Annotated in this window: 12 protein-coding genes; 8 read left to right on the forward strand and 4 right to left on the reverse strand. The window is 58.8% G+C overall.

All coding sequences use genetic code 11. The annotated features are described in order from the left end of the window. Window positions 1-320: 320 nt before the first annotated feature. Window positions 321-1,193, reverse strand: a complete 873-nt coding sequence (locus ACFQ2F_RS10000; RefSeq protein WP_379089384.1) for a hypothetical protein — start codon at window positions 1,191-1,193, stop codon at window positions 321-323. 101 nt (window positions 1,194-1,294) lie between these two features. Next, the gene (locus ACFQ2F_RS10005) at window positions 1,295-2,332 is read right to left on the reverse strand and encodes a hypothetical protein (RefSeq protein ID WP_379089387.1); all 1,038 of its coding nucleotides are present in this window, start codon (window positions 2,330-2,332) and stop codon (window positions 1,295-1,297) included. A gap of 229 nt (window positions 2,333-2,561) precedes the next feature. Between ACFQ2F_RS10005 and ACFQ2F_RS10010 the strand changes: the two genes are divergently transcribed. The 8 genes from ACFQ2F_RS10010 (at window position 2,562) to ACFQ2F_RS10045 (ending at window position 11,158) form a co-directional block, all read left to right on the forward strand. Next, window positions 2,562-2,957 carry a hypothetical protein gene (locus ACFQ2F_RS10010; RefSeq protein WP_379089390.1) on the forward strand — a complete coding sequence of 132 codons (396 nt, stop codon included), beginning with the start codon at window positions 2,562-2,564 and terminating at the stop codon, window positions 2,955-2,957. Between the two features lie 72 nt (window positions 2,958-3,029). Beyond that, the gene (locus ACFQ2F_RS10015; protein ID WP_379089393.1) at window positions 3,030-3,899 is read left to right on the forward strand and encodes a sulfotransferase domain-containing protein; all 870 of its coding nucleotides are present in this window, start codon (window positions 3,030-3,032) and stop codon (window positions 3,897-3,899) included. A gap of 90 nt (window positions 3,900-3,989) precedes the next feature. Continuing rightward, window positions 3,990-6,443, forward strand: a complete 2,454-nt coding sequence (locus ACFQ2F_RS10020; protein WP_379089396.1) for an FkbM family methyltransferase — start codon at window positions 3,990-3,992, stop codon at window positions 6,441-6,443. Window positions 6,444-6,473: 30 nt separating this feature from the next. After that, window positions 6,474-6,890 carry a DUF6165 family protein gene (locus ACFQ2F_RS10025; RefSeq protein WP_379089399.1) on the forward strand — a complete coding sequence of 139 codons (417 nt, stop codon included), beginning with the start codon at window positions 6,474-6,476 and terminating at the stop codon, window positions 6,888-6,890. A gap of 54 nt (window positions 6,891-6,944) precedes the next feature. Beyond that, window positions 6,945-7,376: a hypothetical protein gene (locus ACFQ2F_RS10030; RefSeq protein ID WP_379089402.1), complete on the forward strand. Its 432-nt coding sequence runs from the start codon at window positions 6,945-6,947 to the stop codon at window positions 7,374-7,376. Window positions 7,377-7,582: 206 nt separating this feature from the next. Continuing rightward, entirely contained in the window at window positions 7,583-8,911 is a 1,329-nt protein-coding gene (locus ACFQ2F_RS10035; protein ID WP_379089405.1) for a class I SAM-dependent methyltransferase, read from the forward strand. After that, window positions 8,901-9,914, forward strand: coding sequence for a GDP-mannose 4,6-dehydratase (locus ACFQ2F_RS10040; protein ID WP_379089407.1), 1,014 nt, complete (start codon window positions 8,901-8,903; stop codon window positions 9,912-9,914). The genes ACFQ2F_RS10035 and ACFQ2F_RS10040 overlap by 11 nt, the downstream gene beginning before the upstream one ends. Before the next feature lie 35 nt (window positions 9,915-9,949). Further along, a complete protein-coding gene (locus ACFQ2F_RS10045; protein ID WP_379089410.1) occupies window positions 9,950-11,158 on the forward strand; it encodes a glycosyltransferase family 9 protein in 1,209 nt (402 codons plus the stop codon). Between the two features lies 1 nt (window position 11,159). Here the strand turns inward: ACFQ2F_RS10045 and ACFQ2F_RS10050 are convergent, their stop codons facing one another. Continuing rightward, window positions 11,160-12,038, reverse strand: a complete 879-nt coding sequence (locus ACFQ2F_RS10050) for a hypothetical protein (protein WP_379089413.1) — start codon at window positions 12,036-12,038, stop codon at window positions 11,160-11,162. A gap of 15 nt (window positions 12,039-12,053) precedes the next feature. After that, complete coding sequence (locus ACFQ2F_RS10055) at window positions 12,054-13,511, reverse strand: mannose-1-phosphate guanylyltransferase/mannose-6-phosphate isomerase (RefSeq protein ID WP_379089415.1); 1,458 nt, start codon at window positions 13,509-13,511, stop codon at window positions 12,054-12,056. Window positions 13,512-13,531: the final 20 nt, after the last annotated feature.

The following is a 13,531-nucleotide window of genomic DNA, read 5'->3' on the forward strand; positions in this document are numbered from 1 at the left end:
TTGGAGGTTTTCGGAAATTAGAACGGTTTTAAAGATTTCGCCTCGGTCCGCCCATGGCATGACCAAGACCATTGGCGGATCAGCATCACGGCACAGTTTTCAGGCGCTCCGCTAGAAGCTCTGCATAAACATGCACAGCGCCTAATCAACTGATTCTCCGTAGTTTTGCGAAACGGCTCGGGCAAGTGCGCCTGGAAACTTCACTCAGTTGCAGCGCGCATAAACCGGCACCGAGAGGAACGCTCCAAAATGTCGCAGTGAACCCAAGCAAACTCACAAGAGGTGGTCACCCGACTCTGACGGCGGGGCCGCAGCGCGGCCTATTCTTCCTCGGCAGTAACTGCCGTTTCCGGAAGCTTCTGAAAGAATCGTATCGTCACGTTCAGCGTAATGGAGAAAGCGCGCAAAGACTGGCGGAGGACGATGAAGGTCACCAACGCCAGCAGCATGTTTCCGCCGCCGTTCATGGCGAATGGAAGCAGGATGATGAAGAAGGCTACGAAGAAGGCCAGAGACGACAAGATCTGCACCACGGCTTGCCCATTGTTCGACAGATAGTCCGCAGCGCGACTCAGTTTCGCCGATCCCGAATTGTCGAAGATGACGGCAATAACGAGCATCGAGATCAGGCCAAGAGCGGCGACCCCCGCCACAATCAGCGGATCCAGCAACAGAATGACCAGGAAGCCGAGAATGCCGATGGCAAGGTTCGCGGCGACCTTGGTGAGTTGCTGGAGATGACGGATAGCCTCGTCGCTGAGGCTGGGGGCGGCCTTGTTCGCCTTGGCCTGCTGCTTGTTCAAGCGTTTGAGGTTGCGCGCTCTGGCGGACAGACGCTTGGTCGTGACCTCGAGCATCAGGTTGAGCGAGTAGAATGCGACCGCGAGGCCCGCGAGGCTGACGAGCCAGATGCCCTTGTGGTCCGGATTGATGAACGGAAAGTAGCGCGGCACGCCATCTGACGCTGCAAGAAGGATGACCTTCAATGGCAACAGGAATGCCAAGACATGTGCGATCTGGGACACGAACTGGCTGACAATCAAGAACATGGTGAGACGCGGCCTGGCCCGATAGGCCGCAGCCAGGGCGGCTGCCACCGATTTGACAGCCCGAAGGCAGGTCCAGCCAAAGCTCTCCTCCGGTGCTTCGAGCACCGTTGCGGCATCTCGGTCTATGTTCTCAGTGTTGCTCATCCCGTCGGATCCTGCGGAAGATCAAGCGATGCCACGCTGGCTCTGCACTGGTATCGCCCCACAATGCAATGGCCAATCGGTCATTTTTTAGACCGTGGCTCTCAACCATTCGCGGGGGGCGTGGTCAGATCTTTCTGCCAGTCTTCGCTGTATAAGGGAAACAGCTCGCCCAGGGAAAGCTCCGTCTTCCGGTCGATGTCGTAGACCGGCATCTCGGCCACCAGGTCCGCTTTCGCCGTGCCGCGGGTGAAGACCAGCTCCCCTGCCTCGTTTCTGGCGTCGCGATGGCGCGCCGGCCAGGCCTTTACGGTGCGGATGGACGGCATAACCTGGTCCTCCAAATCGTCCCGCACGAAGAAGGCGTTTACCCCGTTGGAATTGGTGCCCAGGAAGGTAAAGCCCTTCTCCTTGGCCAACGCGATCATGGCCTGCAAGGAGGCCCCGAAATACTGGCCGGAATGGTGGGCTTTCAGCCGTTCGAAGCTCGGGTCATAAGGAATAGTGATGGCATGGCGGTCGCCAAACACTCCGTTGATCTCGGCGATTAGCAAGGCGGGCTGCACACAGTCGATGGCCTTTAGGACCCAGTAGTCATTGCCATCGATGTCGACGCTCAAAATGCCGAGGTCGCCGTCGAAGCCATGCTTCTTCAGCAGCGCGTTGATGTTCTCCGCCGTGACGAAAGCGCATTCGGCAACCAGATCGTAGCGCCAGTAAAGAGTTTCGGAGCGCAGGTGGTTCATATGCGCTTCGCTGCCATCCATCGCCAAGCCACGCCAGCCGCGATTTTGAAGCAGAAAGCGCGCATTGGCCTCGCCGAAATTCTCCACTCCGAACTCAACGAAAGAACGGTCAATTCCGGGGAGCTTCTGGACCAGCCATTCGATGATCCCGTCTTCTCCCCACTGAGAGGTCACGCTGAATTCGACGTCTGCGAGGGTATCGATCTCGGTCAGCCGGCGAACCTCGAAGGATGCGAGTTGGCCGGAGAGCAAGAGCTGACGTTCAGCAAGCCGCCGGCTCGCTGCAAAGCTATGTCCTTGAGAGGCGAGGATCTTGTCGAGCTTGGTTCGAAGCGGACCGGCGATCTCATCGACCTTCGCCCGGAGCGGAGACATCAAGCGCCGAAGTAACCGCATACCCGTGAGCCCCCTGCCCGAATGAGGACCGTGCGCCCGGCACGATCTATCCTGACCAACCTAGCCAATCCAATGCCACCAATACCGTTCCTTCACAACCTGCCGGCGCCCAAGTGCGAACGCTTTGGTGGGGAAAGAACCATCGCGAGTTGACAGCGGCTGGTTGCTTCCGCAAGTATCTGCACAGCGCTCTGCCGCTGTCCGTACAAGTCATTTGCGAGGGGGGCGCATGATTTGGGTCGCTTCCTATTCGCGATGGGGAAACACATATCTGAGGACAGTCATCCACGATTGCTTCGGAGTTTTCGTAGGCTCGCAGTACGACGACTTCCGTTGGTCCGATAAGTTGCGCTCAATTGTCGGCTACGACAACGCCACCGAGGCGCAAACAGACTTAATCAAGACCCATGAATACGCCACCGGCGATCGTAAGGCGATCTATGTCGTGAGGGACGGACGGGCGTCTATCGTGACTTTCTACCATTTCTTGCAGATTTTTTCTCCTAACAAGCCGGAACTCGACGAACTCCTTCGCGGAGAGGGAACGCAACACGCTTCCTGGTCGGCGTATGTGAAGTCTTGGCGCCACAGCTCGAACTCTTTTACGAAGTGCATGGCGACGTGATGGACGAACTCGGTTACGAAAACCGATCTAGCACGGCTGCCGCTGCAGACGATCACTCGGTATAGCGCACTGATGTTCCAAGCCATTCGATCCTTTAAACACGCCGTTTGCCGTTCCCTCGATCGGCCGGGTCTTCTGCCGGGCCAACCCTCGCGCGCCAAGGTTCGGAGGAGCCAAGAGTCAAAGGCAGCGGATCAGGGAGTACCAGTAATCATCAGCACCCATCACAAGACCGGCACGGTCTGGATGCTGAAAATCTTCCAGCTTCTGACGCAGCCGGAACTGAACTATGAGTTCATCAACCTGACGAAGTCCGGGCCGGAACGAAAATTACCCGATCTTGTGCCTGTCTATTTCGATCCTCGTGGCGAATACACAAAGACCACAGGTCTCGAGAAGGATTTCGTGGGATTGCACGTCATCCGAGATCCCCGCGATGTGGTCATATCGGGTGCCTACTACCATCAGAAATCCCCCGAGGCTTGGCTACATGTCCAGCAAGAAAAGTTTGGTGGGCGCACCTATCAGGAGGCGATCAAGGCCTCGCCGGAAGAAGACCGTTTTATGTTCGAGATGGAGAACATGGGGGGTGCGACAATTCGGGATATGCTTGATTGGGACTATGGAGATCCGCGCTTTGTCAACCTGAAGTACGAAGACCTGATGTCCGACGTGGACCTAACTGGCTTCGCAGAAATTTTTTCGTTCCTGGGGTTCGGCAAAAAGACTACCCGTTCTCTAATAGAACGAACGAAGGTCGTGAGCCTTCATACTCAAGGGAAGATGGCCCGGACGGAGCATGTTCGCTCCGGCGCCGCCGCGCAGTGGAAATCCGAATTTCGACGGCGAGACGGCGAGCGGTTCCTAGAGCTGTTCGGCCCCGCACTCATCACACTCGGATATGAGAAAGACGACTCCTGGCTAGACCTTCTCGCGCCATAAGAGTGTAATATAACCTCTCGCGCCATAGACGTGTAATATAAAGACGATTCTTAGTGGTTAGCGACCGCGTTCGTCCGCTGGAGATTTAGTATGGAACAGTTCTGGAGCTACGCATCGAATTTCGAAGATGTGCTCTTGAAACGCTGCTTCCCGGAAACGACAGACGGCTTCTACATCGATATCGGGGCTCATCACCCTGTCAATTCCTCCGTGACGAAGGCGTTTTACGATCTGGGCTGGTCGGGCATTAACGTGGAGCCCGGCGAGATCTTCAGCATGCTCGATGCCGAGCGGCCCCGGGACATCAATCTGAATTGCGCCGTGACCGACTTCGAAGGCGAAGCACCTTTCTTCGTCCATACAAGAACCGCCCTATCGAGCCTCAACTCGGAAGGAGCGGAAGGCAACGCTTCCATTATTCCCGTAACGACCCTGCCCGCTCTGATCGATCGTTACGCCCCGGCCAAGCACATAAACTTTTTGAAAATTGATGCTGAGGGGAGCGAGGAAGCAATCATCCGGGCAGCCGACTGGACCCGGCACCGCCCGGAGGTCCTCATTATCGAGAGCACGGAACCCTTCAAGAATATCCGGCGCGCGGAGCAGTGGCAGGGTGTGCTGGAATCGAATGGATATATCTTTGCCTATTTCGATGGGGTGAATGACTTCTTCGTACGCGAGGAAAGCAAAGAACTGCTCGACTGTTTCAAGCTGCCTGTGAACCAGCTCGACGATTTTTTCTTTCATAGTCCGCAATTCGGAAGGGTCCGAAAGAAGGCTATGGAATTGGAGAAGGAGGTCGAGCGGTGCCGTAGCGTTATCGCCGACCTTGAGAAGCGGCTCAATCTGTCTGAATCTCGGTCTCTGATCCCGAAAAAGAAGCCGCGAGTAGTTTATTTCACGGCGGTTCCCTTGGGGGACGAAACGAGTGGCGGAATGCTCGTGTGCCGCGAACACGTCAAGCTCTTGGCCTCACTTGAGGATATCGATCTCTGTGTCTTCTCGATCCGCTCTGGTGATGAGGACTTCCTGGCCTCGCTGGGCGTAAAGCATTTCAGCACAGAGTTCGTGAAGGCGCGGGCGCCCAAGATCAAACCCTACTCCTTCCGGCCAAGGCATCGGTGGCCGTTTATGTGGGAGCTGCGCGCCGAGGAACAAAAGCATCTGGACCGGAATTTCTGTCAGTTCCTCGATGACTTCCATCCCGATGTTGTGGTTGTGGACTATCTACCGAGTGCGATTTGGGTGCCGACCCTCTATCGCCTTCCCGTTCCCAAGATTACCATCACACTCAACCGAGAAGGTGACTTCCATCGCGAGAGTCGCCTCATGGGGCGACTCCAGGAAGCCATTTCGAGTTCACCAATCGCAGAATGGCGTATGAGGCGCTTTGAGAATTCGATCTATCGAAAGAGTGCGGCTGTCGTCACCCTGACCAAAAATGACATTCCTGACGGCAGTTTCCCTTCAACAGAGATGGTGGTTATCCCGCCGATCCTGGAGAAGCGCCAACCGCCTTGGCAGTACGCCGCCAACAAGGAAATCTTCTTCGTCGGCAACATTGCTCACTATCCGAACTACCAAGCCATCGATTGGCTTGCGAACCGGTTTTCGCCGGAGCTCGAAAAGCGCGATCCGGATGCGCGAATCATCGTGATCGGCGCCTCGGAAGAGGATCTGCCAGCCGATTGGAGCAAGCCGAATATCGAATTCCGGGGGACAGGGGCCAAAGAGGATGTGGTGGAGCGTTTTACCAGCTCAGACCTCTTCATGGTTCCAATTTCAAATACGTTCGGGTCGAAAACCAAAATTCTCGAATGCCTGGCGCACGGCGCGCCATTGCTCTCAACGAAGGAAGCCCTCACCGGCCTACCCTTTGCAGAGCTCGTCCCGCAATTCGAACTCGACAGTCCAGATAGAGCGGCGGAAGCGGCGGTCGAATTACTGAACGACGGTGAGCGGCTGCAGGCTCTGGGCCACGAACTGGCCAGCCAAGTCGAACCGGCACGCGCAGCGAGCAGGCGAATCTGGGACGGCCTCGTCCATCGCGTAGCAAACACTATCCCGCATCGCTGGTTCAGGCAGCCTCGTATTATAGCGCGCGTCGAAAACAAGCTCAGGTACATGGGGGAACAGCGCCGCCGCGAAGCCGCCACGTCGGAGATCGAGATCGCCGTGTTGCCTAACTACAAGGTTGCAGTGACGGGCGCGCACCCGATCGAGATTGGAATTGGAAAACACAAACGCTGGACAGAGGGTAAAGCCGAATTTGAGGTCGAGCTGGGCAAGTTCAAGCCGAAGACATTGAAACTGAAAATCACCGCTCACGGGCCTCCCGGCGGGCGGGAGGTCTCAATCTTTGCGAACGAGGAGCAGCTCTTTGCCGACAGATTGAAAAACCGGCCCTTTACCGGTGAGTTCCCCCTGCCCGATCTCAATGGCGAAAAAACTCTCCGGATTACGATTGATAGCACCCCGTTCCAGGATCCAAACAGCAGGAGAACTCTCGGTGTTGGAATCGAATCTCTATTGTTGAGGGGCTAGCTCACTCCTTGGCCAACGGCCCAAGCGACAGTGTACGGCCAATGGAGCGGGCACGCGATGAAGCTAATTGTTATTCCCGTCGCACCAGGAGAACTCGCCGACAAGATCTCCATCTTGGAAATCAAATCCGAGCGGATCAACGACGCGGCGAAGCTGGAGAATATTCACCGGGAGCTTGAGCTTTTGGCCGCCGCGGCGCAGGAGAATATGCCGGATGACCCCACGCTCGCGCAGCTTTGCGCAGAGCTCAAAGCGGTGAACGACCGCATTTGGGATCTGGAGGATGCTATTCGTGACTGCGAGCGTCGAGGGGAGTTCGGTGAGTTCTTTCTGGCGACCGCCCGCAAGATCTATCGAACCAACGATCAGCGAGCAGCGATCAAGAAGCAGATCAATCTTCACCTTGGGGCCTCGATCATCGAAGAGAAATCCTATTCGGACTATTGAGCCGGAGGACAAGTCTCGGTCGCTCGCAGCTTTGACGGCGGGGGTGCGTAAAGCATGTTTGGACTATCCACCTACCAGTTTCTCGGCGTGAGCCTCGTCAGGGCGAGATGGCTGGCCGAGCTGCGGAAGACCGCCGATGAATACGAACGGCTACGCAGGAAGCTGGGATGGGCGGATCAGGAACGCCGGCAGGCGCTGATCCGCGCAGGAGACCTTACGGAAAACGATGAGGCCCGCAGACTTCTCGCAGCTTCCTTGCAGGCCTCCTCACGCTTGGAACACCGCAATGCCGAGCTCAATCAGACCCTTCGTCGGATCGCAAAGGATGTCGCTACATCGATTGCGAAAGCGGGCGGATCCGAGTTCGCGACACCCGAGTTAATCGAAAAGGTCCAAGCAAGCCTTCTCGACGGATCGTCTGTTACCGACCTGCTCAAATCGTGTCGTTCAACTGCCCCAGCCCCTGAACTGAGAAATGATGGATGAACGCGCTCAGCGATCTTGCACGCGCCGGATCCAGCCGTCCGCCTGCGCAACCCTCGTTTCCAACCAACTCTCACATGTCCACGCCAAGTCTAATCCAGGCCAAGTCTATTCCAGGCCAAGTCTAACTTGCGCTGCCAACCAGGGGTTGGTACGAGGCTGCTACTCTCCGCTATGCCTCACGCCAACCACGCATCTCCGGAATAAAAATGCACATCCGACACAAGAAGAGCTGCCGAATCTGTAAATCGCCGACGCTGAAGCCGGTTATCGATCTCGAGCCTCAGTTTCTTCAGGGCGCGTTCGTCAAACCCGGCACGGTGATGCCGCCGTTGCGGAAGCTTCCGACCCGCTTGGTCCGATGTGACGTCGAGGCGACGGAAGGGGCTTGCGGGCTTCTACAACTCGAGAACTCGGTGCCCCCGGAAATCCTGTACGCCAACTACTGGTACCGGTCGGGCACGAACCAGACCATGCGGGATCACCTCAAGGGCATCGTGGACTCGGCGCTCGATATCGTCGAGCCGGAGGACAAGCGCGTGCTCGATATCGGCTGCAACGACGGCACCCTGCTCGCCGCCTACCCCGAGGGCTTCGATCTTTGGGGCTACGACCCCTCCGACATCGCTCAGGAGATCAAGGACTGGGTCAATGTGATCGGCACGACCTTCCCAAGCGCCAAGGGCCGCGCTCAGATCGGCGACCGGAAGTTCGACGTCATCACCTCCATCGCCATGTTCTACGATCTGGAGGACCCGATCGCGTTCGCAAAGAGCATCAAGGAATTGCTCGCGAAAGACGGCATCTGGATTCTGGAGATGTCGTACATGCCGCTGATGCTGAAGATGAACTCGTTCGATACCATCTGCCACGAGCATCTGGAATACTACTCGCTGGAAGTGCTGCAGCACATCGCGCGAGCAGCAGGACTCCACATTTTCAAGGTGGAGCTAAACGAGATCAACGGCGGTAGCATTCGCTGCTACGTCTCGCATGACGACTGCATCAAATACGACACCCGCGCTGCGGACGAATATATCCGCCGGCTGCAGCTCATGGAGTTCGAGATGCAGCTCGATACGGACGAGCCCTATCGCGCCTTCCAGGAACGCATCGAGGCTCTGCGCGAAGAGATGGATCGGCTGCTGGCCGAGATCCGCGACCGTGGGGAGACGGTGCATGTCTACGGCGCCTCTACCAAGGGCAACGTGCTGCTTCAGTGGTATAATATCGACGCCTTCAAAGTTCCTTACGCGGCGGACCGGAATCCTCAGAAGGACGGCGCCATGACCGTGGGCACCAACATCAAGATCATATCGGAAGAGAAATCACGGGCCATGAAGCCGGAGTACTATCTGGTGCTGCCTTGGCACTTCCGGCGTGAGTTCCTGGAGCGCGAAGCGGACACGATCCGGGCCGGCACGAAGATGTTGTTCCCGCTGCCCGAGGTCGAGGTCGTCGACAAGACCAATCTCGAGGAGAGCTTGAAGGCGGCGCAGATGACGCCGGAACGGCTTGAGGAGATCCTTGGCATCTAATCTCGCTGACCCTTCTCGCTCGCGCGGCCGCGCCCTGATCATCGGGGTGAACGGTCAAGATGGTTCGTATATGGCCGAGCACCTGCTCGGCGACGGTTGGGACGTGGTCGGCATCGCGCGGCAAGCGCAAGCGCGACATGTGCACTCCTCCCCGCGCTTCCGGTATTTCCATCTCGATCTCAACACCGATCGGGAGGCTCTGGCCGGTCTGCTGCGCGAGACGAAGCCGGACCGCATCCATCATGTCGCCGCCGTGCATGGGGCCGCGGGCTTCGTGTACGAGGATCACTGGCAGGCGGCTCTGGATGTCAATGTGGGCAGCGTCCACACCTGCCTTGAATTCATCCGAAACGAGTCCCCCGAAACGCGCCTGCTTTATGCAAGCTCGCTAAAGGTCTTCGGGGCGAAGCCCCCGCCGATCATCCATGAAGGACTGCCGCGCTTCTCGACCTGCCTCTACTCCATCACCAAGAACGCCGCCGAAGAGCTGATCGATTACTATCGGACACATCATGGCGTCCGGGCGACGGTCCTCTATCTGCTGAACCATGAATCTCCGCGGCGTCCAGCGCATTTCTTCTTGCCGCGTGTGACCGGGTTGCTGGCCAACGCCCTGGCCAAGACGAGAGGAAAGCCATTGAGCGCCGATAAGACGCCCGATCTCTCGCCGCTCTACGGCCTCGACTTCACCTGCGATTGGGGAAGCAGCGCGGAGTATATGGCCCTCGGGGCAGCGCTTCTGGAGGCCGACGAGAACCAAGACTACGTTATGGCCACCGGTCGAAGCTGGACGGGATTGGAGTTCACCTCCGCCCTGTTCGACCTGGCCGGTCTGGACTGGCGAGAGCATGTCGAGGTGATGAGCGAACCGGACGGCTCGCTTGAGCCGTCATACCGGGCCGACATCGGCCGGATGGTCGAGGTGCTCGGCGCCGGCCCAAAGCAGTCGGCCCTCGACGTGGCGAAATGGATACTGGCAGAGACCTACGGCCTTCCTCTATAGGTTGTGGGCAATCGGACTTCGGGAGACCTGACCACGTGACTCGCATTTTGCTGGGACAGCTCGGCTCCAACGGGGATTGCTTTTACGCCACCGCGATTGCCCGGCAGCTCAAGCACGATTTCCCCGACTGCCATCTCACCTGGGCCATCTCAAATCTGTGCCGGCGGGTGATCGACAACAATCCCCATGTCGACGCCGTTTGGGAGGTTGATGTTCCGGGCTGGGGCGAGATGCGCAGGGTTTGGCCGATCTTCGAGCAGGAAGCCTGGCAGGAGGTGGCCCTGGGGACGTTCGATCAGGCTTATCTCACCCAGGTCTTTCCCAGCCATTTCTGCAATTTCGACGGCACGGTCCGCCCCCCTTTGTTCCGCAACTTTCCGCATCCTATCACGGTCCCCATCGATCCGGTGATCCGGCTGACGGCAGAGGAAGAAGAACGGGTCGATGAGTGGGCGGCCGCGCACAAGCTATCTTCGTTTCGCAAGGTGGTGCTTTGCGAGTGCTCATCGAAATCCGGCCAGTCGTTCGTGACCCCTGCCCTGATGGTGGAGGTCGCCAGGATCGTTGGCGAGACCGATCCCGATATCGCCTTCATCCTCTCTACCCATGAGGCCATTGATGTAGATTCTCCGAGGGTGATGCATGGCGGAGAACTCACCATGCGCGAGACGGCACGGCTTACCCATCATGCGGACATGTTCGTCGGCTGCGGCAGCGGGCTGACCGTGATGTCCACCAGCTCGGCGGCGAAGCCCTCCCTGCCCAGCATGCAGATCCTTGCGGCGAGCACCTCGGTTTTTGCGTCCTTCAAACACGATTTCGACCATTTCGGCCTGTCGTCGGACCATTACATAGAAACTACGGTTTCCGATCCCGAGCGTTTGGCGCAGATGGTGCTCTATGCGCTGGACGAAGGCCCGGCCGCCTGCCAGGCGCGATACGGTCAGACGATCTCTCCCGATTTTGAGCACTATTTCGATCTGATCGATCAGATGTTGATCCGGCCCAGGCATTACGTGGACGCTGCACAGTCTCTGAATGTAACGATCGAACGCTACGGCCCGCGTCCGGTGCTTTGCGCCTTTGCCAAGGCTGTGGTGCTGCCCTTCCTGGACCTGGACCCCAAGGCCGCATTTCCGCGGGGACGGCGGGAGGGTGATCGCCTTGCCATGCTGATCTCGCGGCCGGTGCCTGCGGCCGAGCCGCCTCTGCGGTCACCGGCTGAGGCGTCCGAGACCGCCTAGCCTAGAGCGCGTTCTCTGGAGAGCCCTCTCGCTCCCGGAATTCCGGCTGGCGGAGCGTCAAATTCTGCTCCGGCGGCAGGCTGTCGATCAGCGCAAACAACTCTTCATCCTTCTTCGTCAGCGCCGCGGCGAGTTCCGGCGAAAGCTCCGTCGTCGCACGCTGCCCATAGCTGTCATGCCGTTTCGGCAACTTGGCGAGATAGCCGGCCGAAGGCGCGATGCCGAGCTTGCTGAGCAAGGCGGTCATGACGCCCGCGGCGTCCTGCGCCAACCGCCCTTGCGAGGTGACCACAAACCGGGCCTCGGGCAATGCCGTGCGAAATCGTTCGATGAGCTGCGCATAGTTGAGGCGCTCGTCGGCGTAGGCCTCGAAATAGGCTTCGGCCGAACAGCTCTGGTAGAAGGCGCGAGATTCAGCCGACCGGTTGACCGGATGGGTCTCCGGGGTGCCGCGCTCAGCAATCAGGGAATGCATGCGCCGCCACGACAGCATGGCGGGCTTGGCCTCCCGAACGCAGAAGACGAACAGCAGTTCGGGATTGCTGTCGTAGAGGCGGCGCAGGGCTGCGCGGGAATAGGCATAGCTGGTGAATTTGTGGCCGTTCGCGGCGCCAGGGCGATAATCGGGTCCGGGGTCCCTACCCCCGACCTTGAAATAGGGCGACTCGTAGCGGCCGTTGAGCTTGGCGAGCTGCACGTCCTCATTGGTTTCGAAGAAGCGTGCCAAGGCTGTCGTTCCGCATTTCGGAAAACCGACGATGGCGAAATCGGTGACCGGCCCAACGGACCGCCAGTTTCCCTTCGAAGGCCTGGCGATGCTTCCGACGGTTCGCGACAGCAGATGCCGTGTCTTCCTGCGGAGCTCAGCTAGGGTCGCCATGGCGCTTGAGGCCGCTCACTTCGTCTCACTGGGCTGACGATTGTAGATATCGTCCTCGCGGATAATGTCGTCCTCACCCAGATAGGTCCCAATCTGCACCTCGATGATCTCGACAGGAACCTTGCCCGGGTTAGAGAGACGGTGCCACTGGGTCGCCGTGATGTAGATCGACTCGTTCTCGTGCACGAACTTCTCGTCCGTCCCGACCGTCACCCGGGCGGTGCCGCGGACCACGATCCAATGCTCGGACCGGTGGTGGTGCATCTGCATGGACAGGGTGCCGCCCGGCTTGATGTGGAGCAGCTTGACCTGAAAGCGGGAGCCCAGATTGAGCTGCTCGAAGAAGCCCCAGGGACGATGATTGCGCAGATGCTGCTCGTGATGACGGCCGTCGGTTCGTTTCAGCCGTTCGACGATCTGGCCGACATCCTGGGCGCGCGACTTGTCGGTCACGAGCAGCGCGTCCGGCGTCTCGACGATCACCACATCTTCCAGGCCGATGGCGGAAACGAGAGAGCGCGTCGAGTAGACGTAGCAGTTGCGGGTGTCGTGCAGCACCGCTTGGTTCGGATGGGCGGCGAAGCCCGCCACGACATTGCCGGCCTCGTCGCTTTCGCCAAGCTCCGCTAGCGAAGACCACGACCCGACATCGCTCCAGCCGACATCGATGGGCAGGACGGCCGCCCGGTCCGTATGTTCCATGACCGCGTGGTCGACGGAGATCCCGGGGCTGGCGGCAAAGCTCTCCTCGTCAAGGCGCAGGAAGTCGAGATCCTTGTGAGCGTTTTCGAACGCCGCCTTCGCCGCTTCGACGATGTCGGGCTGGAGACGGGAAAGCTCGTCCAAGAAGGTGCGGGCATGAAGCACGAAGATGCCGCTGTTCCAGAAATAGTTGCCGTCCGCCAGATAGCTTTCCGCCGTATCAGCGTCGGGCTTCTCGGTGAACTGGTCGACCGTGAAGGCGCCCTCGCCGGTCTCCAGCGGCGCGCCTTTGCGGATGTAGCCGTAGCCCGTATGAGGACGATCGGGCGTAATGCCGAACAGGACGAGCCGTCCGTCTGCCGCTACCTCGACCGCCTTGGCGATGGCTGCCCGGAACCCGGTTTCGCTGGTGATGACGTGATCGCTGGGCATGACGACCAGGATCGCATCCGGATCGGTGGCAAGCGCTGCAAAGGCGGCCACGGCGATGGCCGGCGCGGTGTTGCGGCCAACCGGCTCCAGAATGATCTCGCTGGTCCGCACCCCAAATTCGGCGGCGGATTCGGCCACCAGGAACCGGTGGTCGTTGTTGCAAATCACCATAGGCGCGGCGAAGCCTTCCTCCTCTGGGAGGCGCGACAGGGTCGCCTGCAGAAGGCTGCGCTCGTCATTGGGAACGAGTTTCAAGAACTGCTTGGGATAGAGGGACCGGGATAAGGGCCAGAGCCTGGTCCCTGCTCCGCCAGAAAGAATAATCGGCAAAATAATCATGATTAGCGCAGGTTACCTTC

This window comes from Methyloligella solikamskensis, assembly GCF_042676065.1.
Classification (GTDB): domain Bacteria; phylum Pseudomonadota; class Alphaproteobacteria; order Rhizobiales; family Methyloligellaceae; genus Methyloligella; species Methyloligella solikamskensis.